Genomic DNA, 24,479 nt, shown 5'->3' with positions numbered 1-24,479 from the left:
CTCATGAAATACGGTATTCTGATGTGACAAAACCTGAATCCTAGTCGTTAAAGTGTTTGTTTGCACTCATATTTTAACTGTTAGGACTCAGGTTTTTTTATTTAAAGCAAACTATGGGACAGCAGTGGCCGAGGCTCTCTTTTTTTCACTATAAAATCTTAGAAAATACGAGTTTTATCTTTTTCTGCTTGCGGCAAGCGATCTGCAATTTTCTGGGCAATAGCCATGTAACTTTCAGCAGCATCATCTCCAGCAATCACCGAAGGTTTACCGGCATCGGCATTTTCACGAATTTGCACATTTAAAGGTAAGCGTCCCAGTAATGGAATGTCATATTGTTCTGCCAGTTGGTTGCCGCCACCCGTACCAAAGATCTGTTCTTCATGACCGCAGTTCGAACAGATATGGGTCGACATATTCTCGACGACACCCATCACTGGAATCTGCACCCGATTGAATAATTCAATACCTTTGGTGGCATCCATTAAGGCCACATTTTGCGGTGTGGTCACAATCACGGCGCCTGTTACTGGAATACGCTGAGCAAGTGTTAATTGAATATCGCCTGTGCCTGGCGGCATATCAATCATCAAAACATCCAGATCCGGCCATAGGGTCTGGTTAAACAGCTGCATCAAGGCACCCGTGGCTTTTGGCCCACGCCAAGCCACGGGAGTATTATGATCACCTGTTAAATGGCCAATAGATAATACCGGCATGCCATAAGCATCTAAGGGCACAAACTGCTCGGCTTCAATCATTGGCGTTTTACCGGCATTACCCAGCATGGTGGGAATACTTGGACCATAAATATCAGCATCCAGCACCCCCACTTTTAGACCGAGTTTTTGCAAGGCCAATGCCAGGTTGACGGTCGTGGTGGACTTGCCTACACCGCCTTTGCCAGAGGATACTAAAATCACATTCTGAATACGGGGATGTTTCGCTACATCACGCTGTTGGGGTGCAGCTTTTTGAATTGGCGGATTATTAGGATCAGCCTCTTCCGTTGAAGCTGTACCACCTGAAGCATCAACTACAGGCGGTAAATTGCTTTTGCCTGTTGGCATCTGGTCCGTCGTAGAGCAGCTTTCCCCCGCGGCATGCGAATGTCCGCACCCACCTGATTGCGTAGATTTATGGCCAGTTTTCTGCTGAATGACATGCATATTTAGCTCTTTAATACCACATTTTTCTAGCGCATCTGCCAGTTCATCATGAATCTGTTGTAATTGCTCTTTTTCTTCCGGGTAAGTATTTAAAGTAATTTGTAAAATCTCGCCTTGCACATTGACCTGAGTAATACGATCTTTCAAGGCATGACTGGAATTCGGCAAAATGTAGTTTTGGAGTATGTGCTGCACAGCTTCTTCGTTCACTTCCTTGGAAGGCGAAAAAACCGATTTAAGCGAAGAAAGCCACGACATAGGTTACTCCAAAATTAGGCTGAGACAACTGAAGTACTTAGTTTAACGAGGTTTGGGTAGAAGGTTAAGCATTGTCTTGAACCAGAGATATATTTATAGCACTATTTCCTACTATTTTAGTCGGTTTTTATATTTTTTCTGATTTAATACCGCTAAATAATGGCCTTGTCGCTCTTTCTGTCTTTTATATGCCTAAAAATTTTAGTTATTTTTATTCACTCCTGCCTTAAAAGACCACTTCAATCCCTTTCGGAAGTGGTCGCTTGGCAGATCATTCTTTATTATTTTTGAGTGTTGTAAGACGTGTCCTTATCAGCCTGATCCTTCTTGGCTGTATCCTGCATAGATGATTGATTGTGCGTCTCTGCTTCGGTCAAATCCTGCTTTTCATCATCCTTCATGTGGGTATTTTCAGCTTGCCCGTCCGCAGCTTGATGATCTTTCTTCATTTGAGTCAGCTTTTCGGTCGCCATTTTTTTGAGTTCATCAAATTTTTCAGTCGCCTGAGTTTTCAACTCACCCAGCTTAATTGAAGCATCATGAGCAAGTTCAGTGGCTTTGTGCTTAGCTTCTTCAAATTTTTGTCCAGCTTCAGTTTTAAGCTGTTCTAGTCTTTCCTGGGTTTCTGTCTTTTTATCAGACTGACCCGTGCTATCAGATTGGCTATCCTTCGAAGCATGCTGTGATTCTACTGATTCACTATCTGCTGCCTGAGAACTTTGCTTACTCTCGGTGTCAGTATTTGGATCCGCCTTGTGCGGTTTGGCACCTGGCTCTTCCTGATGATGCTGATTGTGCTGTTTATCATTCTCGTTTTGCTTTTGCTCTTGTTCAATTTTCTGATTTAAGGCTTTTGTCTGCTGGGTTTTATCTTGGTGTTGCTTCGATGTACTGGTCTGTTGATGTTGAGTCATGAGTACTCTCCTAAGCTAAATTTTATTTAAATCATCAAACGTTTTTAGCATAAAGTACGTAGGGAGTCGGGGGGAATTAAGCAAACTGCAACAAAGCCTGTACATGTTGTTGCTGTTATTTGCAGGATGTAGCAGCTGTGCAATTCTTCTATTTTTTAGCCTTAGCCGGCTTTAATCTGTCCGCTATTTGAATTTCAGATATTTAGCTGTCCTAATTAGTGGTGTTTCAGACAAAGCATTGCTTTGTAATCCCTCCGGCATCATGTAAAATTGTGGCCCATTGCATAATGAATATGAATGAGAGAGTGAATCCGTGCGTAAAATCCTAGTCACCAATGCCCTTCCCTATGCCAATGGCCCCATTCATATGGGTCACTTACTTGGTTATATCCAAGCAGATATCTGGGTTCGTGCAATGCGTGCGATGGGTCATGACGTGACTTATGTCTGTGCGGATGATGCTCATGGTACCGCGATCATGTTGCGTGCTGAAGCCAATGGTATTTCGCCTGAAGCGCAAATTGCCAATGTGCAAACTGAACACATTCGCGACTTTGACGGTTTTGGTGTGCATTTTGATCATTATGATTCTACCCATAGCGATACCAACCGCGCGCGTGCATCAGAAATCTATATCAAAAACCGTGAAGCAGGCAATATTGCCGTTCGCCCTGTTACCCAGTTGTTTGATCCTGAAAAAGGCATGTTCCTGTCAGACCGTTTTATTAAAGGCACCTGCCCTAAATGTAAGGCGGAAGATCAATACGGCGACTCATGTGAAGTTTGCGGTACGACTTATAATGCCACTGAACTACTTGATCCAAAATCAACCTTAAGTGGCGCGACCCCTGTTGAAAAATCTTCAGATCATTATTTCTTTAAACTGCCGAACTTTGCAGAATACCTGCAACAATGGACCCGTGATAAAGGCCGTTTACCAGTCTCTATTGCCAACAAATTAGATGAATGGTTTGAAGCTGGGTTGTCAGACTGGGATATTTCCCGTGATGCGCCATACTTCGGTTTTGAAATTCCAGATGCGCCAAACAAATATTTCTATGTTTGGGTGGATGCGCCGATTGGTTATATGTCGAGCTTTGAAAACTACGTTAAAACCCAACGTCCTGATTTAAGCTTTGACGATTTCTGGAAAAAAGATTCTAAAAATGAAGTCTATCACTTCATTGGTAAAGACATCGTGTATTTCCATGCCCTGTTCTGGCCAGCCATGTTGGAAGGCGCGAATTACCGTACTCCAACTGGTTTATTCGTCAACGGTTTCTTGACTGTGAATGGTCAGAAAATGTCGAAATCTCGCGGCACCTTTATTAAAGCGGAAACGTATTTACAGCATTTGAATCCTGAATATCTGCGTTATTACTTTGCCTCTAAACTGTCTGACAAAGTGGAAGATTCTGACTTAAATCTTGAAGACTTTGTTCAGAAAGTAAACTCCGACCTGGTCGGTAAAGTAGTCAACATTGCCAGTCGTTGTGCCAAGTTCATCAATACCAAGTTTGACAATAAATTATCAGCAAGTTGTGCAGAACCTGAACTGGTGCAAAGCTTTATTGATGCTGGTGATTCAATCGCTCAAGCTTACGAAGCACGTGAGTTCTCAACGGCCATTCGTGAAATTATGGCACTTGCAGACAAAGCAAACCAATATATTGATGAGAAAAAACCTTGGGCTTTAGCCAAAGTTGAAGGTGAAGAGCAACAAGTTCATGAAGTCTGCTCGGTAGGCATTAACCTGTTCCGTCAATTGGCTGTTTACCTGGCTCCTGTTCTTCCAGCCCTGGCTACTCAGGTTCAGGACTTCCTGAAACTGGCTGCTTTCGATTTTGCCTCTCGTACCGAAATTCTGGTGGATCACGAAATTGCATTGTTCCAACCGCTGATGCAACGTGTAGACCCCAAAGCGGTTGCAGCGATGGTCGATGCGTCTAAAGATTCTTTGACTGCTACAGCTGAACCTGCAAAAACTGAAAAGAAAAAAGAGAAGAAGACTGAGAAAAAGCCCGAACCTAAAGTCGGTGAAGCTGAAATCATTCATATTGATGATTTTATGAAGGTTGACCTGCGTGTTGCTGAAGTTTTGCAGGCCGCTACGGTTGAAGGTTCTGACAAGCTGCTTCAACTCACTTTAAATGTGGGGGAAGCTGAACCACGCAATGTGTTCAGTGGTATCCGTGAGTTCTATAAGCCTGACGACCTCAAAGGTAAATTGGTGGTGATGGTAGCGAACTTAGCCCCACGTAAAATGCGTTTCGGTATTTCTAACGGTATGGTCTTAGCCGCAGGCAATGGCGAAGGTGTTTGGGTGATTTCCCCTGAAACGGGAGCTAAACCGGGTGATAAAGTGTCTTAAGATTTAGGTCTAAGATAAGAAAAAAGCCTCTATTGATTTAGAGGCTTTTTTATTTCTAAACCGCTCAGCCTTGCAGCACAAATTCCCAGATTACATAGCCAATGCCGAAGCCCAGCAATGAATATAACGTTATGATGAAAAACACAAAGTTGGCATTGTTCTTTCTTTTCCAGAAACTCATAGTGGCACTCAAAACTGTTCGTTATCTCCCCATACTAACGGTCTTTTCATGAAAAGTGAAATATATCTAAACAATCTGTTTACAATAATATTTTAATAAAAATACAGGTTTTGTTTCTCAAAAAATTTAATATACAGGTGCAGACTGCATTTTTAGTACAGAAGAAAATATATGCTTGGCCTTGTAAAAAGGTAAATATATTCATATTCTTTTTTAATGATATTCATGCTAATACATAAAATTGACTTCAATTACATAAGAATAGCCATGAAATATTTAACTGTCCCTTTAGCCCTATCCGTATTTGCTTTCAGTTCACTTGTTGGCGTTTCTCCAACCCATGCCCAAGCTCCGTCTTCGACTCTACCGCAACAGAAACAGGTTCTCGGTTATTATCAACACAGCTTTGGAGATTATCAAATTACGGCGCTGCTTGATGGGAGCAATTATTTATCCCAAACCTTATTTAAAAACCTGCCTGCAGCTGAAATAAATCAGATTCTCAAAAAATATTATATCCACCACAGCCACGGCATTCAGACTTCGGTGAATGCGTTTTTAGTGAATGATGGAAAAGGATTAACTTTGGTCGATAGTGGCACTGCCAGCTGTAATGGTCCTCATTTGGGTTCGGTATATTCCAATTTACAGACTTCAGGACAAAAACCAGAGCAAGTCAGTACTATCCTGCTCACCCATTTACACCCTGACCATGTTTGTGGCATCAGTAATCATGGCAGTGCAAATTTCCCCAATGCGACCGTCTATATTTCTCAAACTGAACTGGATTTCTGGATGAATCCAAAAAGTGTAGAACACTTGCCGCAACAAAAGCGTGCAGCTTTTGCAGCTACTGTAGATAAAATCAAAAAAGCCATTGCTCCTTATCAGGCTAAAGATCAGCTTAAAACTTTTAAATCTGGTGACAAAATTCATGGATTTCATGTCATCAGTTCGGCAGGACATACGCCGGGACATTTTGGTCTTAGCTTAAAATCACAGGGTCAGGAGCTGATTTTTATTGGAGATATAGTACATTCACACAGTATTCAGTTTGACCGGCCTCACACCACGGTCGACTTTGATATTGATCCGAAAAAAGCGGTAGAAACCCGCTTAAAATCTTTCGCAAACTATGCCAAGCAAGGACAAACGATTGCAGCTCCGCATTTACCTTTCCCTGGAATTGGACATATTTATTCAAAGGAGGGAAAAAGCTATCAGTGGATGCCTATACACTTCAAGGATTAACAACTGTCTTGGGATCGCTTAATGAGGAGTAGATTGGAGAAGAATTAGGCTTTCCCCCCTCAACTTGACTGAAATATGCAAAGAGCTTTTCGCTACGCGCAGCAGGAAGTGTTATCTAACAAATAACAGAGCTTGTGTGGATCGAAAGCAAGGCAGAATAAGAGTTAAAAATAAAAAAACTACACTCCCGATCTGTCTTGTTTTTAATAAGTTCTGGCGCTGTTTTGCATATTTTTATAGCGACAGAGATCAGCTTCATTTATATGTTTTTTATGTGCTTTCATGTCCATCATTTATAAACTTTAAGCAATCATACCAATCAGCATTTCATGCTTTTGCAAACACAGAACCTAAATCTGGATATGCAGCTAAAGTGAATAATAAACTTACTTCATGCCAAAAATTAACTTCAAGCCGAGCACGGTCATGACTGCACCTGCTGCCCGGTCGAATATTGCCTTAAACTTTAAATACACACGGCGTGGCTTTTCCGCAGACAGAGCCACAGCGATCAGAGAGCACCAGCCTGCATCAATAAAAAAGCACAATACTGGCAGAACAATATAAAAATAAGTGGGAATTTCTTTCGGTAAAAGTGCCGTAAAAATACTGGCCAATACAATCGCAATTTTTGGATTGGACAGTTGGGTAATCAGGCCGGTGGTAAAAGCGCGACTTAAAGATATCTGCTTGCTGATAGCGGTGTCTGTCTCAAGAGGTTCTTTAGCATGTTTAATAATTTTAAATGCCAGCCACAGCAGATACAAACCGCCACAGATCTTTAAGGCCAGATAAGCCGAAGGAACGGCCAGTAAAAAGGCCTGTAAACCTAGCACAGCGAGCAAGCCAAAAACCGCCGCACCTAAACCGGTGCCTAGTGCAGTAAATAAGCCATGTTTACGTGAAATTGCAATGGAATTTTTTGCCACATAGATAGAGGTTGGCCCAGGACTCATTGCACCTAACATGAGGGCAAAAGCAATCGAGCCTAAAATCCAGAATGATTCCACGAGATGACCTACCTAAAAATCGGGTTCTTATTTTAAACAAAAATCTGATTATTTGCTTTAAAAAATTTTGTATTTATCCTGAATTTCAACCAGATGAAGGTGTTAAGGTTTTAACTGATTCTGGACAATAAGATGTTCATCTCGCAGCTGATAATCCTGATCATGCACTGGCACGCCTCCAATAATCATGGTACGGGTATCCGTTCTGGGTTTGTTGAGCGGATCCTCACAGCCGGTCAAACTCAGTCCGACAATACTCAAGGCAACATAGAATAATATTTTCATTATTGTTATCCTCAATGAGGTTGTCTTTATCAGACTAGCACTGTGGTTTAAATTTTCAGCAACTAAATTGTGACAATGTGAGTCCGTTTTTTATTGATAAGCCACCGATTAGCCTGCAGCTTATCTTCAATTTGCTCATTTTCAGCTTATTCTGATTTCTTGTCTTTCAATTTTTTTAATGCTTATGTTTGACGCTCTTGCCCATACTATTCCAGATCAGCACTTTTTAATTCAGAATATTTCGGTGACGGTGCGCCGTCTGGATCTGGTGCATCCTCATATATCAGGCAATAAATTTTTTAAGCTGAAATATAACTTTCTTGAAGCGCAACGAGCCGGTTATCACCAACTATTGACCTTTGGTGGTGCTTACTCCAATCATATTGCAGCTACGGCTTTTGCCGCACATCAGTTTAATTTTAAAAGTGTCGGTATTATCCGTGGTGCAGAATTAAAAGATAAAGAACTAAATCCGACTTTGGCACTGGCACAAGAGCTCGGTATGCAGCTGCACTTTGTCAGCCGTGAGGAATATCAGCGCCGGCATCAACCTGACTATTTGCAAGAGCTGACGCAACAATTTTCTGAACATTATCTGATTCCTGAAGGCGGCACCAATACCTTGGCCATTCAAGGCTGTCGGGAAATTTTAAGACCAGACGATGAACAGTTTGATGTCATCTGCTGTGCAGTGGGTACAGGAGGCACCTTAACAGGTCTGATTGAAGCCAGTCATCCTCACCAGCAGTTATTAGGATTTTCTGCCTTGAAAGGTGATTTTCTAAAAGATGAGGTTGCCAAATTCACAGTAAAAAAGAACTGGTCCATTCTCGATGATTATTGCTGCGGGGGATATGCCAAAACCACGCCTGCCCTTATCCAGTTTATTCAAGATTTTGAAGCTAAATATGATATTCCTCTGGAACAGGTCTATACCGGAAAAATGCTGATGGGTCTCTTTGAGCTCATTACGCAAGGATATTTCCCGGCAGGATCAAAACTGCTGGTCATTCATACAGGGGGTTTACAAGCTAAGAACCTTAAAATCTGCTCCTAAATTCATAGCGTTCATTTCCTCATCTTTTAAAAGTATTTTAGATCAATAGCGGTTCAGCCTCCACGATTCAGCTTTTAGCTCAGTATGAATAGAGAAAGCTGAAATAAAATTGTCTATAATGCTTTCCTTTTCTTCTCCCTTGAGTGTGTCATGTCTTCCAAGCAATACGATGTTTTAGTCATAGGTGCCGGTGCTTCAGGTTTAATGACGGCGTATATGGCTGCACAACGTGGTCGCAAAGTGCTGGTCGTCGAAAAGGCCAACAAGGTCGGTAAGAAAATTTTAATGTCGGGTGGCGGAAAATGTAATTTCACCAACCTGTATGTCGAAACAAGTAATTATATTTCACATAATCCGCATTTTGTGATTTCAGCTCTAAGCCGTTATAGCAACTGGGATTTTATTGGTTTGGTCTGTGAATATGGCATCGAATATGAAGAACGCAAACATGGACAGCTGTTTACCTTAAATGGAGCCAAAGAAATCCTGTCAATGCTGCTGGCAGAGTGTGATAAGACCGGTCTGGTTGAGATTAAGACCAGTTGTGAAGTAAAAGCAGTGAATACGGTCGCAGAGCAAGGTTTTCAGGTGGCTACCTCTCTGGGCTATTTTGAAGTAGAGTCTGTGGTAGTGGCGTCTGGCGGCCTGTCGATTCCGACCTTAGGAGGTTCAGGAATCGGCTATGAGATTGCCAAACAGTTTGACCATCATGTCTATCCAACTCGTGCCGGTCTGGTGCCTTTTACCTTCTCGGATCACTTTAAAGAAGTTACCACCCGTCTGAGTGGCAACGCCATTGAAGCAACCTTATCCAATGATTTAAACAGCTTTACCGAAGCGCTGTTATTTACCCATCGCGGTTTAAGTGGTCCCAGCTCCCTGCAATTGTCCAACTACTGGGATGTGGGCCAAAGCTTTAAGGTCGACTTTTTACCGAGTATGGATTTGATTAATTTCTTCAAGCGTAAAAAACAGGGACAACCTAAAGTTTTACTCCGCACTTTATTAAGTGAACATCTACCGAAAAGTGTCGTGATTGAACTACAAAACCTGGTCTGGGCTGAGGTCGCCGATACCCCTATTGGTAATCTCAGTGATGACAAGCTGGAGCAGATTGCCAAGCGTATACAGGGCTTTGAATTAAAGCCGTCAGGAACAGAGGGTTACCGTACTGCCGAAGTCACTTTAGGCGGTGTGGATACCACCGAAGTATCTTCCAAAACCATGGAAAGCAAGAAGCAAAAAGGTCTGTATTTTGTAGGTGAAGTTCTGGATGTCACCGGCCATTTGGGTGGCTTCAACTTCCAATGGGCCTGGGCTTCTGCGCATGCTGCCTCAGAATATGTTTAATCTATTCAAATCCAGACATAAAAAAAGAGCTGAATCATTCAGCTCTTTTTATCTTTCACTTGCAAACTTATTCAAGATAGTCTGTTTGAAACAATAGAACGTCTAGAGAAGAAAGACGTTCAATCGTCAGATCCATTTTCTCTACAGCTTCTGCAATATGCTGTGGTTGCTGTACTGTGTCTGTGAATGTCGTCCATAAATTATTTAGCATTGAAATTACCCTCATTATTTTCATTCCTTTGAACTTAATTTAAATACTTTATATGACAGGAATATTAAATTTAAGTATCTATATTTTAAGTAATATTTCATATATCACTCTTATGAAAAATACCAAATCCAGTATTAATTTCAATCATTATTTTGCATTTCCTCATCCGTACCTTCTGGTGAGTGGACTTGATTTTCATTTTGTCTGCTTTTAGCACGTTGAGATTTTACAAAAATAAACCGGCGTGCCCCTGCTAAAAAGCCTACAGTAATTCCAGCAATAACCACGGGCGCTAAAAACTTATTCGGTGCTTTTGCCATAATTATTTCCCTTTTTTCACTAGCAAAATCGGCCACTTAAGCGTGGCCGATTCTGTTGGTCCTGAACAGGTTATTTCAGGTCATCTTTTTTCTGAGTAGAATGATCAATATCTATACCAGGTTCGTCCTCACCTGTTGAGCCAAATGGATTATTGGCTGGCGGATGAGCCGGATCAACTTTGACTGAATCCGGGACAGCCTGATCGGCATCCGGAGTGACCGAATCAATAGATGCATCATCATCTTGTAGTGGTGCAGTAGTGAGCGTTGCTGGTGTCGTATTCGACAGATCGTTAGGATCTGAATCTGAACCAGTAGCTCCCGGGGTGGTGAAGGCAGAACCTGTCGTACCTGCCCTATCGGCGACACTTGTACCTGTAGTAGCAGTCTTGGCGCCTAATCCTGAAAACATGCTATTTTCAGCTTTATCCTTGACTGGATTCGGTTCCTTGGCTTCACGTTTTGCCTTGTCAATCAGATCAGTCAAGACACGTTCTGCAGGCTGACGACCACCCAGACCAAAAGCCAAGGCAAAGGCAACAGCTACCGCACCCAGCGTCAGACCAAATGCCAGGTTCACGATCGAATCTGCAATGCCCATTGCACGCAGACCCATGGCAATAACCAGTCCCATGATCAGGACACGTACCAGATTAGCTAACCAGCGTGAACTGTTATATTCACCACGTTGTACAATATTTGCCACGATATTGGCCAGCCAGAAACCGATGACCAGAATCACCGCACCCAGCAGAATATTCGCACCAAAATAGATAAACATGGCAATCAGACCACTGATCTGTTCAAAGCCAAGACGGTTGGCGGCTTCAGAAACCGCGAACAGCATGGTAAACAGAATGATCAGGTAACCCACCACATTGGAAAGTTTAGTGCTACCAAAGAAACGTTGTACATCAAGCTTGGCTGGAATTTCATCGACACCTGTGCCTGCAACAACTTCTGTGACCAGACGTGCTACCAGTTTAGAAACCACATAAGCCAAGATCAGAATCAGGGCTGCCGCAATAATATTTGGAATGGCATGCATGATTTCATACAGCATGGCAGTTGCCGGCTCAGAAATCGCTTCAATTCCAAGCGCTTCAAAGGCAATGATCAGCGATGTGATAATCACCACTGCAAAGACAAATGAACCCAGTACCTGAGCGACATTCGAGTTCTTGAAGATCCCGACTTTTTCAGCCTGATGCTGTACATTCAGACTGTTCAGCAAACCCTCCACAATACCGCGGACAATTTTTGCGAGAATATAACCGACAAATACAATGACTGCAGCAATGAAAATATTCGGAAGATAACTGACAACGTCTGTCACCATGTTCTGAACTGGCAATAACAGGCCGTCTAATCCGAGGATCGACAATACAATTGGCAAGAATAGTAATAAAATTAACCAGTAAACAATTTCACTGATATTCTGGCTAATTGGACTGACGCCAACTTCTGCACTGAGCTTTTCATCCAGTTGGGTACGGTTCAGCACTTTCTGCAAACCCATTTTCACCAGATTTGCCACTATCCAACCAATAAAGCCGACTGCAATAGCGGCCAGCAATTGTGGAATAAATAGCAAGAACTGCTGGATCATGCTACTGAAGGGGTCACTGATCCCTGTCAGGTTCAGCACATTAAATGCACCTATCACAGCAATGATCAGAATCAGCCAAAAGACGACCCGGGCAATAATGCTTTCCATGTTGGAGCGATGTCCGGTTGCGGTACTCAGGTGCCTATTTGTCCCGAGCTTCTGCAAAAGCTTCTTAATTCCGGCAGAAACCAGTAGTGCAATGATCCAGCCAACAATTAATATGGCAACTGCACTGATTATGGGATGAAACTGATCCCAATAGTACATGGCATCATAGCCCCCGCGTGGACCTCTCATATAATCATTCATGTGTTTTATGCCCTCTTTGTTATCACGCTATTTATCTGAATTTGAAAGCCTTAGAGTTTTAAATACTTGGCTTCTTCCTTATACAGCCTGGACTTTATCTATTCAGACGCTCTGGATATGCAGAGCTTAGAAAACACCACAATCCATTAAAAAAGCCCCAGTGATTAACCAGAGCTTTTTTGATCTGTACCTTATTGATTAGCCTGTGCAGTATCAGTTGCCGTTGCCGTCGCTTCTGTATCAGTCGCTGTCGCCTCGGTACTTTCACCGCCTGTGTTCGGGCCAGTACTCGCAGGAGCTGTCGTCGCTGGTACAGGCGTATTAGGCCGTTCCGCAGGGGAATCTGGCTCCATATCCGCAAACATATAGAATAATACGGCGAGCAAAAAGATACCGACTAAAATCAAAATATAGACGGGGATACGTTTTTTCTGTGTAACTTCGTCCTGATGATTTGAAGGTGGTTTGTTATTAAAATCATTGCCCATGACCATCCTCACTATTTCTTATTCATAAGTAGATTTTTATCATAACAAGCAGTTAGCGACACTTCTGTGACAAAACATGGTGAGATAGTGACGGGATGTAAGTTCTATGTATCAAACGAATGAGTCTGATTTTTGAGCACAGGAATCCGGTTTTAAAGGGGGTTAAACGTTTTTGAAAATTTGAATGATTTTTTTTGTGCGATCACCTAGATAGGCTGGGCAAGCGCTCTTGCAACCCTCCCTTATGCTACTTCTACTGATAGCTGTAAGCCCAGATTCTTCATAGATAAGGGAGACTAAAAATCCTTCCCATCTCCCCTTTGCTCCCGTCCAGGTCATGCCCAGATCGCTAGTAATGAATAGACCTGCGACTTTGCTTAAAATAAGCTATAATCATTGACCTTATTTTTCATGCATTCGAGCTTTATGGCGTATCGTCAACAGAGTGTATCGCTTGATCTTGACACTGATATTACACATCAGTGTGCTTTGCACTATACTCGTGATCAGCATCTGATTGGAATTATTGAGTTTAGCAAGCCAGGCTATTTGCTACGCTGGCAAGACCTGGAATATTTCCGTCGCCGTACCGAGGAAATGTCGGTCATGCCCTTTCCTGATTGCATCAATGCCATGGTGATTGATGTGCGAAATGTGGTGGCGTGGCTGGACAATGAAGTTCCCATTATTCCGTGGCGTTTACTGGAAGAGGATTGCCCGGTGCGTTTGGTTGTACCTGCTGAGCGGATTGAACATTATGCAGGCTTCTTTGAGCCGACCTGGCTAACAACCGATGTCGATAGCGCGATTCAGGAAATCCGCGATTTTATGGATATGTTTGTCCACTAAGTGTTGAAGAGCAGAAAACCTCCCAATTGGAGGTTTTTTTATGCCAGAAAGCCTGTTTCTTTTTCCAAAGGAGGAGGCAAAGTACTTACCAGTAATTCTCTACTGCAATATTTCCTTCACCACGACGGTTCATGCTCAGACCTCGAGCTTTAAGCGCCTCTTTAGTATCTTCTACCATTTGCGGGTTTCCACAGAGCATAATATGGCTACTGGCCGGATTAAATTCGAGTCCCGCCGCTTTCTCAAGCTGACCATTTTTAATCAGTACGGGTAAACGATCATGCAAAGCAGCATGTGGATCGCGGGTAATAATCGGAATAAATTTAAAGCCGCGATGACCTTCACCAAAAGTTTCAGCAATTTCCTGGATACGCGTCACATAAGCCAATTCAGCTTCGGTACGCACGCTATATACCAGATGAATATTTTCGTATTTAATCCAGGTTTCAAAGTCCTGTAGCATTGAAAGAAATGGCGCAAGTCCAGTTCCCGTCCCCAACAGCCATAAGTCTTTAGGCAGTGGCAACTGATAACGTGCAAGCGTCAAAAAACCATAAGGGATTTTTTCCAGATACAGCTCATCTCCCACTTTTAAATACTGCAAATGCGAGGTAAATGCCCCCTCCGGCACCACAATCGAGAAAAATTCCAGGGTCTCATCAAAAGGTGATGACACGACTGAATAGGCTCGAACGACCAGATGATCTCCGACTTTTAAGCCAATACGCGCAAACTGCCCGGCCGTAAATTTAAAATGCGCAGGGCGTGTCATAGTGAAACTAAACAGCGTATTGGTCCAACGGTGTACAGATAAAACCTTTTCCAGGCTAAATTTTTCAATAGACATGATTCAAACGTGGCATCAAAGACTATGCTCATGGTAGCATGACCCTATAATTTATTAATATTTTTTAAATGTTAAGGCTCTATTCATGCGCATGACTTTACGCCAGCTGGCTGTTTTTGTAGCAGTTGCTCAAGAAGGCACCGTCACCAAAGCCAGTGATGCAGTCAAACTCACCCAAAGTGCGGCGAGTATGGCTTTAGCAGATTTAGAAGATGGCCTTGGGGCACCTTTGTTTGATCGGCTCGGAAAACGTTTACAACTGAATGATTTGGGCCGTTTTTTACTCCCGCAAGCCCTAGAAATTCTGGGCCGTTGTGAGGCATTTGAGCAAGCAGCTCAAGGCGAGTTACAGAGTATTGATCTACGTCTGGGTGCGACACTCACTATTTCAGATTATTTAATGCCTGATCTGATGGCAGGTTTCTTAAAAATTCAGCCCCAAGCGCACTTACAGCTGCAAGTGGGAAATACCAGACAGATGATTGAAGCCGTCAATCAGTTCCAGCTGGATCTGGCCTTAATTGAAGGTTCCTGTCATCTGCCGCAGCTGCAATGTATTCCTTGGCGTAATGATGAACTGGCCGTCTGCTGTGCGCCCGACCACCCTTTGGCACAGCTTGACCGTGCCTTAACGGCAAAAGATTTCAAGTCTGTAGAGTGGATCTTGCGTGAAGAAGGTTCAGGGACGCGTGAGGTCTTTGACAATGCGATTTTGAAAGATGTTCCTGATGCCAAAATCCGCTTGACGCTGGGTCATAATGAAGCGATTTTAAAAATTGTCGCAGGTGGGATTGGCATGTCCTGTATTTCCAAACTGGCGGTTGAGCCTTTGCTCGAAAAAGGTCATCTGGTAATTCTGGACACCCCATTCTGGTCACTGACCCGCCCCCTGTTTATGCTGGTGCACCGTCAGAAATATCAAGGCCCGGGTCTTAAGGCCTTTATGAAATTCTGTGAAGCTTAGAATTCTGTTGAAATAAAAAAGCGCCGAAGGGCGCTTTTTTTAACGGTGAAATTGATGTTCACAAGGAATACCGTCACCATCTCCATCCATCTGGGTACCAGGGCAATGTCGCAAAAAGAATACCGCTTCATCATAAGAGTGCATCTGGCTACAGTGGGTTCTGCCATCACACTGATAAGGTGACGACACTGAAGTGGAGGAAGTAGTACTTCTAAGAGGGGTATTGGTGGATACCTCTAAATTCTTCTTAGCTTGTTCGTTTAGGCCTTGTTCAGGTAAATTACCTAAGGCTGCACGTTGTTCTGAAACCAGCCTTTTTTGTTCTTGTATTAAATACTCAAGTTGCTGTTGCTTTTGTATTTTATAGTTTTGGTATTTTCCATAAGCCAATACAGCAAGTATGACGATAATAACTATGCCGATACTGATAAACAGTTTAGATAACGCTGGCTTTTTAGGCGGATGATAGAGTGTTGCTCTTTCTACCTGAAGATCATTATGTTGACTGACACTGGGTGAAGGCGTCTTTTGATATGAAATATCTAAGCGAACAATATGATCCGCTTTAAACTTGCCTTGATCCTCCACAATTAGAAACTTTAACCTTTCCCCAACTTTTGGTAAAACATTTTTGTTTGGGAAATCTTTTATGTGGAAGAATAAATCTTTTGCTTCCCCTTCAATTTCGATAAAACCAAAACCACGTTCTTGATTATAAGTTTTGATCTTCCCCTCTTGAAACATAAGCAGCTCTTGTATTTGATATTTTGAGTAATTATATTCAGAAATCCTTTAAAATTCTCAAATAAAAAGCACCGTACGATGCTTTTGTATTTGAATGATGAGACAAATAGCTTAGTAAAATTATAATAGGACGGTTTATACCTAACTTAAATTTCTCCAAAAATCATAAAACCGATCGCTGTTACCAGCGCCAACCAGAGTGTGGGGCTAAAGAAAATAGTATGGCGTACTGGAGTAACCATCACTGCAGGAGCTAGAGACGGTAGCGCAACCACTTCAGAGACCTACTCTTCCTGACGCTTAATATCCAGACGTACCATATTGTCCAGTTGAATCGTATTCTGCTCTTCAATTATTCTAAATTTAAGTCGCTCCCCGACTTGTGGTGCGATCTCAGAGGAAGGTAGATCCTGTAAGCGAAAATCTAGCTCTTGCGGCTTTTCTATGAGCTCAATCGTTCCAGTCCCACGTCTGGCATCGTAGCTTTTAATTCTTCCATCTGTAAACATGATATATGTCCCTAGATCATTCAACAGATGCGTATTTTATATGGAAAGGCTCAAAGGATATTGTTGAGCTTTGGTGAGTATTTTATTGTTTTAGTAACGCTATACAGAACTTGGATTACACAAGCTCCTACAAATCACGTTAGCCTAATACTCAAATAAAAAAAGAGGCTCTAAAACCTCCTTCTGGATGTATTTTCCAAGCAAAAATTAACGCTTTAAATTCGACAATAGGGCTGAGGTAATCGAAGTATTGACTGCTACCGCTTTGGCTTTTTTGGCTTTCTTGGATTTGTCTTCTACACGTTCAATTTTGATGGCTTTGTAGCGATCTCCATTTTGAACTACATTAAATTTTACCCGGTCATTGCGTTTCGGTTCACCTGAGTCAGCAGGGAAATCCGAGATATGAAAAAATATCTCACCTTCAGGTGAAGAAATAAAACCAAATCCTTTTTCTGGATTGTACTGTTGTACTTTTCCTTGATATTGCTCGGAAGTCATAAACATCCCCTACTCTGCTTCTGTCAGTATTCAGTATATAAAAAAGAGGCCCTAAAAGCCCCTTTCCTGTGCATTTTTAACCATTAGTCTTTTTGAACTGAACCAAAAATCTTGTCACCTGCATCACCTAGACCCGGCACAATATAACCATTGTGATCTAAGCCTTTATCAATGGCAGCAGTGAAAATCACCACATCCGGATGTGCTTCTTCAACCCGCTTAATTCCTTCAGGCGCCGCCACCAGCACCATGACCCGAATATCTTTACAGCCATTTTCTTTGAGTACATCAATTGCCGCAACCAGTGATGAACCTGTCGCCAGCATTGGATCAATGATCATGGCAATCCGGTTTTGTACATCTGGAACCAGTTTTTTATAATAGGTACGCGCTTCCAGTGTTTCTTCATCGCGTTCCAGCCCCAGTACAGATACTTTGGCACTTGGAATCAGATTCAGGAAACCGTCCAGCATCCCAATCCCTGCACGCAAAATCGGTACAACGGTGATTTTTTTACCCGCAATGCGGTCAACTTTGACTGCACCATCCCAACCGTCAATTTTATGCTCAACCATTGGTAAGTCTTTGGTTGCTTCATAGGTCAGCAGCATGGTCACTTCTTGTGCCAGCTCACGGAAATTTTTCGTGCTGATATCGGCACGACGAAGCAGACCTAATTTATGTCGGATCAAAGGATGACGAATTTCATGGATAGCCACGGGAGAACACCTAAAAGGGTAAAACTAAATTTCTACCATTATAGAGGCTTTTGTTGATTTTTATAAATAAAAAAGCCCCCAATCATGGAGGCTTTTTTGTAATAGCTTAGTCAGGCACGAAATCAGTTAAAACCACTTTGCACCAAAGTGAAAATAAACTGCTGTAATTCAGGCGACAGGGCAAAGAATGCAAACTTGGAGATTGCAATCATTGGATCCGGGTAGACACCCAATACCAACACCAGTAATGCCACTGCCAGTACCATGATACCGCCCACTTTCTGGCCCCAGTGATTCACCGCATCGATACGCGGCGTTTCTGGTGGAGTCATATACATCACTACCATAACACGCAAGTAGTAGTACAGACCGATACCTGAACCCAGAATGACCATTGCTGCAAGGAACCAAGCCTCGCCTGCAACTGCAGTTTTAATCACCAGGAACTTACCAATGAAACCAGCCGTTAACGGGATACCTGCCAGCGATAACATCATGACAGTCAATACCGCTGTCAATACCGGACGGCGCCAGAACAGACCACGGTATTCCGCCAGGCTGCCTGCTTCGTCAGTATTGTTATATGGGCTGGACATCAAGGTCACTACACCGAAGGCACCCACTGTGGTCAGTACATAAGTAATGACATACACGTTCAAGCTTTCAAAAGTCGCAAAACCTTGTACTTGCAAGAAGTCAGTATTACGTGCCGTAACGATCGCCACCAGGATATAACCAAAGTGAGCAATTGAAGAGTAGGCCAGGATACGCTTTAAATTCACCTGCTTTACTGCCAGCAAGTTACCGACCAGAATCGACAGTACCGCAATCACAGTCAGAATCGTAATGAAACTATCAGACAGTAACAAGCCTGAAGACAGAACGTAACGTGCAAACAGACCCAGCGTTGCCACTTTTGCAACTGTCGCCAGGAAAGTCGCAATCGGCGCTGGTGCACCGGCATAGACATCTGGTGTCCATTTGTGGAACGGGGCAAGTGATAACTTGAAGCCAACGGCAAATATAATAAATGCCAGACCCACCACAACTGCTGGTTGGTTGAACACGCTCAATAACTTGCCTGGTTCGCCAACAAAGCTTAAAGAACCTGTATAAGCATAGATATATGCCATACCCATCAACAACATTGCAGAAGCAGTTGCCGAAAGCACCAGATATTTCACACCTGCTTCAAGCGATTGAGAACGCTGATGTGTATAGGCCAGCAAGCCGTAAACAGGGATCGACATTAACTCAAGGCTGATAAAGAAAGAGGCATAGTGAGAACTTGCTACCATAAGCATTGCACCTGCAACAGATGCCAGCATCAGGATATACAGCTCTTCACGGTTATCTTTATAAGTTTCGATGTAAGCATGTGACAAGGTACAACATGCCAGTGCAGCAATCAGAATCATGAACTGGTACAGCATCGTAAACGGATCTACGATGAACATGTTCATGATATTGGCAGGTGTAAATTTACCCGCCAATAAAACAAAGACGATATAGAACGCAGCTAGGTTTAAACCCACTACGGCCGTAGTCGCAACTAAGTTATGGTTACGCTTAATTGCAGTCAACAACATGACCGCGATCGCAGTTAATGCCACGATCATCACAGGTGCTAACGGCATAAGCTCAGAAAAAGACATTGTGAAGTTCATGGCTTATTGGATCTCCACATTTTCAAGTTGAACCGGTGCTTGTTCAGCAACCACTTCAACAACTTCTTGAACTGGAATGTAGCTATTTGCTAACCACGCCATGCTTGAGTTTGAAACATCAAGGAAGCTTTGTGGGTATAGACCAAGCCATACAAGACCAAGCGCACAGATCAGCAGAATCACTACTTCACGCGCGTTCAAATCTTTCAGTGGATGTGTATAGTGCTGTTTTTGCTCTTCGTTTGGTGTACCGAACAATGCCTTGTGAATCAGGATTAAACCGTACAGACCTGCGAACACCAAGCTGATTGCAGCAATGATGGTAAATGTCGGGAATTTGTTGAAAGACCCCATCAGGATCAGGAATTCACCAATAAAGTTACCCAGACCAGGAATACCCACAAGCGCCGCAATGAAGAACATCAGGAAGAATGCAAGATAAGGGAACTGACCACGCATACCGCCCATCAAACGCATATCACGAGTATGCACACGTTCGTAGACTTGACCACACATAATGAACAGTGCAGCAGAAGACAGACCGTGAGCCAGCATCATGATCATCAGACCCTGGAAGGTCAGGATATTACCTGCATAAATCGCCAGTAATACGAAGCCCATGTGCGAAATAGAGGTGTACGCCAACAGACGTTTCATATCTGTTTGCTGGAATGCACACCAGGCACCGTAGAAGATACCAATCAGACCCAGAATGATCGCGAAGTCTGCAAATTGTGCAGAAGCTGCCGGGAAGAATGGAATCACAAAACGAAGTAAACCGTAAGCTGCTGTCTTGATCAGGATACCTGCAAGGTCTACCGAACCCGCTGTAGGTGCTTGCGCATGTGCATCTGGTAACCAGCCATGTAATGGGAAAACTGGAAGTTTTACCGCAAAGCCGATGAATAAACAGATCATAAACGCATAAGCAACTGCTGGAGCCTGTGCATCAAGCGTATTCGCTACTCCCATCAGGTAGTTGTAGTCGAAACGAATTTCGCCAGTCATGTTGAAACCTACGGTCACCAGACCCAGGATACCAATCAACATGACCAAACCAGCAACTTGCGTATAGATGAAGAACTTGTTTGCCGCATAAACGCGCGATTTACCTTCTGCTCCCTTATGCCCCCAAAGTGCAATCAGGAAATAGATTGGAACCAGCATCATCTCCCAGAAGAAGAAGAACAGGAACATGTCAATCGCAAGGAAAACACCGATCACCCCACCCAGAGACCATAAAAGGTTTAAGTGGAAGAAACCAACGTTCTTCTGAATTTCACCCCACGAACAGCCGACTGCCAGTACACCCAGAAGTGCAGTTAAGCCGACCATCAGCAGTGATAGACCATCTACTGCCAGGTGAATGTTAATCCCTAGGGTTTGAATCCAAGGTAATTTGAACTCGGCTGCCCACGAAGGATTTGCGCCGCCAAGTTCATAGTTATAAGTACCAGACTGCCAGAGGACGATGGTCAAAACCAGCGTCACCAGCATACCAATTAAGGCAATATAGCGTGGCAGGTGTTGGTCGAGTTTATCGACCAACCAGCACACAAAACCTGCAATGAACGGAATGAGGATCAGAGCCGGCAAAATAATATTGTTTGGAGCTTCCATTTTATTTCCCCACTACCTGAATCACGAGCAAGATCATCAGTAGGACAACGACGCCGAGCCCCATGCTTGATGCGTATTCACGCAGTGATCCTGTTTGACGTGAACTGGTAAAGCTGTGACCACCTTTAACAAGTGCAGGAAGTACCAGCCATAGACCATCAATCGGATCACGACCAAAAATCTTCGCGAACAATAAATATGGTTTAACAAAAATAAGGTCGTAAAGCGCATCGAAACCTAGTGCATTACGGCAAATATTTGCAAGACCTGCACCCAAAGAAGTCTGGGCAAAAGATTTGACTGCATTGTAGGCAAATGCGAACAATACCACACCTACCGCAAGACCAGCTAAAGCTACACCAATCGCGACATATTCAGCGCCATGTGCACCTGCTTCCAAAGCTTCAGGAATAATGAACGCTGGAATTTGTGCAGCATTCAGAATATTCATGACGGGTGCTTTCAAAACGATTGCAAGACCTGTTGACAAGACCGCAAGGATTGCCAGTGGCGCCCAATATGTGATGCCTTTGATTTCATGGTAAGGCGTGTTTTCTTTGCCAAAGAATACAATCCAGATTAAACGGAAAGTATAGATTGAAGTTAAGAATGCACCTGCAACACCAACCCAGTACAGCGTATTGAATACCGGTAAGCCTGCAATATGGCTTTGTGTCCAGACTGCAGCAAGAATCGCATCTTTCGAGAAGAAACCGATGGTCAGGAATGGAATCGCAGCGAGCGCACCACCACCAATGGCAAAACAGGCAAACAGGAATTTGTTCTTGTAGAACAGACCACCCATCTTGAAGATGTTTTGTTCGTGATGGTAAGCCAGAATCACCGCACCCGAAGACAAGAATAACAATGCCTTGAAGAATGCGTGAGTCAGCATGTGGAACAGACCTGCCTGGTAGGCTTCAGCACCAACCGCCATGAACATATAACCCAGCTGACTCATGGTTGAGTAAGCCAGAATACGTTTGATGTCGGTTTGAACCAATGCAGCAAAACCAGCCACCAGCAGTGTCACTGCACCCGTAATCGAGATGAACACCATGACTTCAGGGGCCAGTTCAAATACTGTGAACAGACGGCAGCACAGGTAAACACCCGCGGTAACCATCGTTGCCGCGTGGATCAAGGCCGATACAGGTGTTGGACCTGCCATCGCATCTGCTAACCATGTTTGTAACGGGATCTGTGCAGACTTACCCGCAGCACCCAGGAACAACATTAAGGCTGTCCAGATGGTCAATGACGAGCTTTGTGTCATTACAGTTGCCGCATTTTCTACGATGTACTGAGTATTCAATGTGCCGAACTGCTGGAACAACAGGAACATGGCAATCAGCAAGAATACGTCACCAACACGGGTCACGGTAAATGCCTTGATGGCTGCAAAACCATTAGCAGGATTTTGGTAGTAATAACCAATCAGCAAATAAGAACACAGACCTACACCTTCCCAACCCAAGAATAATAACGCCAGGTTATCACCCAGAACCAGCAGCAACATGCTGGCAACGAACAGGTTGAAATAAGAGAAGAAACGTGCAAAGTCTTCTTCGCCGCGCATATACCATGAGGCGAAGATATGAATCAGGAAACCAACCCCTGTCACCATGCCCAGCATCAATAATGATAAACCATCAAGATGCAAGCTGATCCCCGGTGCAAAACCGCCGACATTAAACCATGTCCACAGGTGTTGTACCGTCGCGGTTGAACCATTGTTGACAAAGTCCAGACCGGCAATAAGTGCAACCAAGGCCGACAGACCCACTGCACCCACCCCAATAATGGCAGCAACTGATTCAGGCAGTTTATTACGCCCTGCCGCCAAAAGGATGAAACCAATTAACGGGAATAAAATTGTTAGATATAAATAACTCATCCGCGCATCTCACTAGCAGCATCCACATCCAGGTGATGGAAGCGATGATAGAACTGAAGGACGATCGCAAGACCAATACACGCTTCTGCCGCAGCAAGCGTCAAGATCAGGATAAACATGATCTGACCGTCTGGCTGTACCCATGCACTGCCTGCCAGGACGAATGCTAAAGCCGCAGCATTCATCATGATCTCAAGGCTCATTAAAATAAACAGAAGGTTGCGTCGCACCATTACACCGTAAAAACCCAGTGCAAAAAGAATAGATGCAACGATCAAACCATGCTCTAAAGGGATGTTGCCCATTATTCTTTGTCCTCTTCTGCACCTGGCTCACGTTTACCCAGATGGAATGCAGCTACCAGGGCAGCCAGCAATAACATCGCAGCAACTTCTACCAATAATAAATACTGTGTAAAGAGCGCTTGACCCACAGCTTTAGGACCGACCATTTCAGTGCCCATCACCAATGAAGGTTGTGTGTAGTCAGAGTTCAATACCCAAACAACTACAAGACCGATCAGGAAGCTCATCAGTGCCGGGTAAGCCCAGGTAGATGAGGTCAACCATGTACGTTCTTGTGCAACAGTCTGTTCGCCGAGATTCAACATCATCACCACGAATACGAACAGGACCATGATCGCACCCGCATAGACAATCACTTCCAGCGCACCGGCAAATGGCGCACCTACGATCATAAACAGACCTGCAACGGCAAGAAGTGAGACAATCAGGCTAAGTAAGGCATGTACCGGGTTCGTATTGGTCACAACACGAACCGTAGAAACGATGGCCACGAGGGCCATTAAATAAAATGGCCACATCATGGTAATAGACTCCGTACATCAACAGGTGCACTTTCACGCTGTGCTTCACCCTTGCCTTTGCCTGCAACTGCCATACCGGTCACGCGGTAGAAGTTATAGTCAGGGTATTTACCAGGGCCAGAAATCAGCAAGTGTTCTTTTTCATAGACCAGGTCTTGACGAACATACTCACTCAGCTCGAAGTCCGGTGTCATTTGAATGGCAGTCGTTGGACAGGCTTCTTCACACATACCGCAGAAAATACAGCGAGAGAAGTTGATACGGAAAAACTCCGGATACCAGCGACCATCTTCTTTTTCTGCTTTTTGTAGTGAGATACAGCCTACTGGACACGCAACCGCACACAGGTTACATGCCACACAACGCTCTTCGCCATCCGGGTCACGCGTCAATACAATACGACCACGGAAACGTGGCGGCACGATTTCTTCGGCTGGGACTTCTGGGTAAAGAATGGTGTCACGTTTACGTGTTGCGTGGCTGAACACCATCCACAACGAACGTACGATTGACCCGAATCCAGCTAGAAATTTAAACATTTTGTTCTCCCTGC

General features: G+C 43.7%; 25 protein-coding genes and 1 pseudogene. 6 read left to right on the top strand and 20 right to left on the bottom strand.

Features of this window, described 5'->3' with window-relative positions:
* Nucleotides 1-158 precede the first annotated feature (158 nt).
* Together apbC and E2K52_RS15045 are read right to left on the bottom strand one after the other, a co-directional pair.
* Nucleotides 159-1,427 (bottom strand): iron-sulfur cluster carrier protein ApbC, encoded by a 1,269-nt coding sequence (gene apbC / locus E2K52_RS02685; protein ID WP_151203460.1) that lies wholly within the window; start codon nucleotides 1,425-1,427, stop codon nucleotides 159-161.
* 281 nt (nucleotides 1,428-1,708) lie between these two features.
* Nucleotides 1,709-2,341, bottom strand: a complete 633-nt coding sequence (locus E2K52_RS15045; RefSeq protein ID WP_153228189.1) for a hypothetical protein — start codon at nucleotides 2,339-2,341, stop codon at nucleotides 1,709-1,711.
* Nucleotides 2,342-2,654: 313 nt separating this feature from the next.
* On the opposite strand from E2K52_RS15045, the gene metG reads away from it, so the two are divergent.
* Complete coding sequence (metG, locus tag E2K52_RS02675; protein ID WP_151203458.1) at nucleotides 2,655-4,712, top strand: methionine--tRNA ligase; 2,058 nt, start codon at nucleotides 2,655-2,657, stop codon at nucleotides 4,710-4,712.
* A gap of 64 nt (nucleotides 4,713-4,776) precedes the next feature.
* On the opposite strand, the gene E2K52_RS15670 is transcribed toward metG, so the two are convergent.
* The gene (locus E2K52_RS15670; RefSeq protein ID WP_373688382.1) at nucleotides 4,777-4,893 is read right to left on the bottom strand and encodes a hypothetical protein; all 117 of its coding nucleotides are present in this window, start codon (nucleotides 4,891-4,893) and stop codon (nucleotides 4,777-4,779) included.
* 267 nt (nucleotides 4,894-5,160) lie between these two features.
* Here E2K52_RS15670 and E2K52_RS02670 point away from each other — a divergent pair, with 267 nt between their 5' ends.
* Nucleotides 5,161-6,144: an MBL fold metallo-hydrolase gene (locus E2K52_RS02670; protein ID WP_151203457.1), complete on the top strand. Its 984-nt coding sequence runs from the start codon at nucleotides 5,161-5,163 to the stop codon at nucleotides 6,142-6,144.
* Between the two features lie 386 nt (nucleotides 6,145-6,530).
* Here the strand turns inward: E2K52_RS02670 and E2K52_RS02665 are convergent, their stop codons facing one another.
* Nucleotides 6,531-7,154, bottom strand: coding sequence for a LysE family translocator (locus E2K52_RS02665; protein ID WP_151203456.1), 624 nt, complete (start codon nucleotides 7,152-7,154; stop codon nucleotides 6,531-6,533).
* Between the two features lie 102 nt (nucleotides 7,155-7,256).
* A complete protein-coding gene (locus E2K52_RS02660) occupies nucleotides 7,257-7,439 on the bottom strand; it encodes an NF038215 family lipoprotein (protein WP_151203455.1) in 183 nt (60 codons plus the stop codon).
* A 184-nt stretch (nucleotides 7,440-7,623) separates the two neighbouring features.
* Here E2K52_RS02660 and E2K52_RS02655 point away from each other — a divergent pair, with 184 nt between their 5' ends.
* Together E2K52_RS02655 and E2K52_RS02650 are read left to right on the top strand one after the other, a co-directional pair.
* Entirely contained in the window at nucleotides 7,624-8,496 is an 873-nt protein-coding gene (locus E2K52_RS02655) for a 1-aminocyclopropane-1-carboxylate deaminase/D-cysteine desulfhydrase (RefSeq protein ID WP_151203454.1), read from the top strand.
* A 150-nt stretch (nucleotides 8,497-8,646) separates the two neighbouring features.
* Entirely contained in the window at nucleotides 8,647-9,846 is a 1,200-nt protein-coding gene (locus E2K52_RS02650; RefSeq protein WP_151203453.1) for an NAD(P)/FAD-dependent oxidoreductase, read from the top strand.
* Between the two features lie 67 nt (nucleotides 9,847-9,913).
* On the opposite strand, the gene E2K52_RS15040 is transcribed toward E2K52_RS02650, so the two are convergent.
* From E2K52_RS15040 to E2K52_RS02635, 4 genes are all read right to left on the bottom strand, one after another.
* Nucleotides 9,914-10,057 (bottom strand): hypothetical protein, encoded by a 144-nt coding sequence (locus E2K52_RS15040; RefSeq protein ID WP_153228188.1) that lies wholly within the window; start codon nucleotides 10,055-10,057, stop codon nucleotides 9,914-9,916.
* Between the two features lie 140 nt (nucleotides 10,058-10,197).
* A complete protein-coding gene (locus tag E2K52_RS02645; protein WP_171478789.1) occupies nucleotides 10,198-10,377 on the bottom strand; it encodes a hypothetical protein in 180 nt (59 codons plus the stop codon).
* Nucleotides 10,378-10,447: 70 nt separating this feature from the next.
* Nucleotides 10,448-12,295: a mechanosensitive ion channel gene (locus E2K52_RS02640; protein ID WP_151203452.1), complete on the bottom strand. Its 1,848-nt coding sequence runs from the start codon at nucleotides 12,293-12,295 to the stop codon at nucleotides 10,448-10,450.
* Nucleotides 12,296-12,486: 191 nt separating this feature from the next.
* The gene (locus E2K52_RS02635; RefSeq protein ID WP_151203462.1) at nucleotides 12,487-12,783 is read right to left on the bottom strand and encodes a hypothetical protein; all 297 of its coding nucleotides are present in this window, start codon (nucleotides 12,781-12,783) and stop codon (nucleotides 12,487-12,489) included.
* A 426-nt stretch (nucleotides 12,784-13,209) separates the two neighbouring features.
* On the opposite strand from E2K52_RS02635, the gene E2K52_RS02630 reads away from it, so the two are divergent.
* Nucleotides 13,210-13,632 carry a hypothetical protein gene (locus E2K52_RS02630; RefSeq protein WP_151203461.1) on the top strand — a complete coding sequence of 141 codons (423 nt, stop codon included), beginning with the start codon at nucleotides 13,210-13,212 and terminating at the stop codon, nucleotides 13,630-13,632.
* 85 nt (nucleotides 13,633-13,717) lie between these two features.
* Here the strand turns inward: E2K52_RS02630 and E2K52_RS02625 are convergent, their stop codons facing one another.
* Nucleotides 13,718-14,479, bottom strand: coding sequence for a ferredoxin--NADP reductase (locus E2K52_RS02625; protein ID WP_151203451.1), 762 nt, complete (start codon nucleotides 14,477-14,479; stop codon nucleotides 13,718-13,720).
* Between the two features lie 85 nt (nucleotides 14,480-14,564).
* On the opposite strand from E2K52_RS02625, the gene gigC reads away from it, so the two are divergent.
* On the top strand, nucleotides 14,565-15,443 hold the full coding sequence (gene gigC, locus E2K52_RS02620) for a LysR family transcriptional regulator GigC (protein ID WP_151203450.1): 879 nt from the start codon (nucleotides 14,565-14,567) through the stop codon (nucleotides 15,441-15,443).
* A 39-nt stretch (nucleotides 15,444-15,482) separates the two neighbouring features.
* Here the strand turns inward: gigC and E2K52_RS02615 are convergent, their stop codons facing one another.
* The 10 genes and pseudogenes from E2K52_RS02615 to nuoI all read right to left on the bottom strand — a co-directional run bounded on the left by E2K52_RS02615 (nucleotide 15,483) and on the right by nuoI (nucleotide 24,465).
* Entirely contained in the window at nucleotides 15,483-16,187 is a 705-nt protein-coding gene (locus tag E2K52_RS02615; protein WP_151203449.1) for a cold shock domain-containing protein, read from the bottom strand.
* Nucleotides 16,188-16,333: 146 nt separating this feature from the next.
* Nucleotides 16,334-16,696 (bottom strand): annotated as a pseudogene (locus tag E2K52_RS02610) (hypothetical protein).
* A 207-nt stretch (nucleotides 16,697-16,903) separates the two neighbouring features.
* The gene (locus tag E2K52_RS02605; RefSeq protein ID WP_151203448.1) at nucleotides 16,904-17,197 is read right to left on the bottom strand and encodes a cold shock domain-containing protein; all 294 of its coding nucleotides are present in this window, start codon (nucleotides 17,195-17,197) and stop codon (nucleotides 16,904-16,906) included.
* A gap of 83 nt (nucleotides 17,198-17,280) precedes the next feature.
* Nucleotides 17,281-17,916, bottom strand: coding sequence for a uracil phosphoribosyltransferase (upp, locus tag E2K52_RS02600; RefSeq protein ID WP_151203447.1), 636 nt, complete (start codon nucleotides 17,914-17,916; stop codon nucleotides 17,281-17,283).
* Between the two features lie 122 nt (nucleotides 17,917-18,038).
* On the bottom strand, nucleotides 18,039-19,583 hold the full coding sequence (gene nuoN, locus E2K52_RS02595; RefSeq protein ID WP_151203446.1) for an NADH-quinone oxidoreductase subunit NuoN: 1,545 nt from the start codon (nucleotides 19,581-19,583) through the stop codon (nucleotides 18,039-18,041).
* 3 nt (nucleotides 19,584-19,586) lie between these two features.
* Complete coding sequence (gene nuoM, locus E2K52_RS02590; protein WP_151203445.1) at nucleotides 19,587-21,203, bottom strand: NADH-quinone oxidoreductase subunit M; 1,617 nt, start codon at nucleotides 21,201-21,203, stop codon at nucleotides 19,587-19,589.
* 1 nt (nucleotide 21,204) lies between these two features.
* Nucleotides 21,205-23,100, bottom strand: coding sequence for an NADH-quinone oxidoreductase subunit L (gene nuoL / locus E2K52_RS02585; protein WP_151203444.1), 1,896 nt, complete (start codon nucleotides 23,098-23,100; stop codon nucleotides 21,205-21,207).
* Nucleotides 23,097-23,405: an NADH-quinone oxidoreductase subunit NuoK gene (nuoK, locus tag E2K52_RS02580; protein ID WP_151203443.1), complete on the bottom strand. Its 309-nt coding sequence runs from the start codon at nucleotides 23,403-23,405 to the stop codon at nucleotides 23,097-23,099. Before nuoK ends, nuoL begins: the two co-directional genes overlap by 4 nt.
* The gene (gene nuoJ / locus E2K52_RS02575; RefSeq protein WP_171478791.1) at nucleotides 23,405-23,923 is read right to left on the bottom strand and encodes an NADH-quinone oxidoreductase subunit J; all 519 of its coding nucleotides are present in this window, start codon (nucleotides 23,921-23,923) and stop codon (nucleotides 23,405-23,407) included. The genes nuoK and nuoJ overlap by 1 nt, the downstream gene beginning before the upstream one ends.
* Nucleotides 23,923-24,465 (bottom strand): NADH-quinone oxidoreductase subunit NuoI, encoded by a 543-nt coding sequence (gene nuoI, locus E2K52_RS02570; protein WP_151203441.1) that lies wholly within the window; start codon nucleotides 24,463-24,465, stop codon nucleotides 23,923-23,925. Before nuoI ends, nuoJ begins: the two co-directional genes overlap by 1 nt.
* Nucleotides 24,466-24,479 lie beyond the last annotated feature (14 nt).

The organism is Acinetobacter sp. RF14B (assembly GCF_006864105.1).
In the GTDB taxonomy this organism is placed as follows: Bacteria; Pseudomonadota; Gammaproteobacteria; order Pseudomonadales; family Moraxellaceae; genus Acinetobacter; species Acinetobacter lwoffii_C.
This window is presented reverse-complemented; position numbering and strand designations above follow the sequence as displayed.

Bases quoted from the DNA above. Each gene is read 5' to 3' on its own strand.
- E2K52_RS02660 (WP_151203455.1), bottom strand. From the start codon at position 7,439: ATGAAAATATTATTCTATGTTGCCTTGAGTATTGTCGGACTGAGTTTG.
- nuoN (WP_151203446.1), bottom strand. From the start codon at position 19,583: ATGAACTTCACAATGTCTTTTTCTGAGCTTATGCCGTTAGCACCTGTG.
- nuoK (WP_151203443.1), bottom strand. From the start codon at position 23,405: ATGGGCAACATCCCTTTAGAGCATGGTTTGATCGTTGCATCTATTCTT.
- nuoI (WP_151203441.1), bottom strand. From the start codon at position 24,465: ATGTTTAAATTTCTAGCTGGATTCGGGTCAATCGTACGTTCGTTGTGG.
- E2K52_RS15670 (WP_373688382.1), bottom strand. From the start codon at position 4,893: ATGAGTTTCTGGAAAAGAAAGAACAATGCCAACTTTGTGTTTTTCATC.
- apbC (WP_151203460.1), bottom strand. From the start codon at position 1,427: ATGTCGTGGCTTTCTTCGCTTAAATCGGTTTTTTCGCCTTCCAAGGAA.
- E2K52_RS02670 (WP_151203457.1), top strand. From the start codon at position 5,161: ATGAAATATTTAACTGTCCCTTTAGCCCTATCCGTATTTGCTTTCAGT.
- E2K52_RS02640 (WP_151203452.1), bottom strand. From the start codon at position 12,295: ATGAATGATTATATGAGAGGTCCACGCGGGGGCTATGATGCCATGTAC.
- gigC (WP_151203450.1), top strand. From the start codon at position 14,565: ATGCGCATGACTTTACGCCAGCTGGCTGTTTTTGTAGCAGTTGCTCAA.
- E2K52_RS02645 (WP_171478789.1), bottom strand. From the start codon at position 10,377: ATGGCAAAAGCACCGAATAAGTTTTTAGCGCCCGTGGTTATTGCTGGA.
- E2K52_RS02630 (WP_151203461.1), top strand. From the start codon at position 13,210: ATGGCGTATCGTCAACAGAGTGTATCGCTTGATCTTGACACTGATATT.
- nuoJ (WP_171478791.1), bottom strand. From the start codon at position 23,923: ATGTGGCCATTTTATTTAATGGCCCTCGTGGCCATCGTTTCTACGGTT.
- nuoM (WP_151203445.1), bottom strand. From the start codon at position 21,203: ATGGAAGCTCCAAACAATATTATTTTGCCGGCTCTGATCCTCATTCCG.
- E2K52_RS02635 (WP_151203462.1), bottom strand. From the start codon at position 12,783: ATGGGCAATGATTTTAATAACAAACCACCTTCAAATCATCAGGACGAA.
- nuoL (WP_151203444.1), bottom strand. From the start codon at position 23,100: ATGAGTTATTTATATCTAACAATTTTATTCCCGTTAATTGGTTTCATC.
- E2K52_RS02605 (WP_151203448.1), bottom strand. From the start codon at position 17,197: ATGACTTCCGAGCAATATCAAGGAAAAGTACAACAGTACAATCCAGAA.
- E2K52_RS15045 (WP_153228189.1), bottom strand. From the start codon at position 2,341: ATGACTCAACATCAACAGACCAGTACATCGAAGCAACACCAAGATAAA.
- E2K52_RS02615 (WP_151203449.1), bottom strand. From the start codon at position 16,187: ATGTTTCAAGAGGGGAAGATCAAAACTTATAATCAAGAACGTGGTTTT.
- E2K52_RS02625 (WP_151203451.1), bottom strand. From the start codon at position 14,479: ATGTCTATTGAAAAATTTAGCCTGGAAAAGGTTTTATCTGTACACCGT.
- E2K52_RS02655 (WP_151203454.1), top strand. From the start codon at position 7,624: ATGTTTGACGCTCTTGCCCATACTATTCCAGATCAGCACTTTTTAATT.
- E2K52_RS15040 (WP_153228188.1), bottom strand. From the start codon at position 10,057: ATGCTAAATAATTTATGGACGACATTCACAGACACAGTACAGCAACCA.
- E2K52_RS02650 (WP_151203453.1), top strand. From the start codon at position 8,647: ATGTCTTCCAAGCAATACGATGTTTTAGTCATAGGTGCCGGTGCTTCA.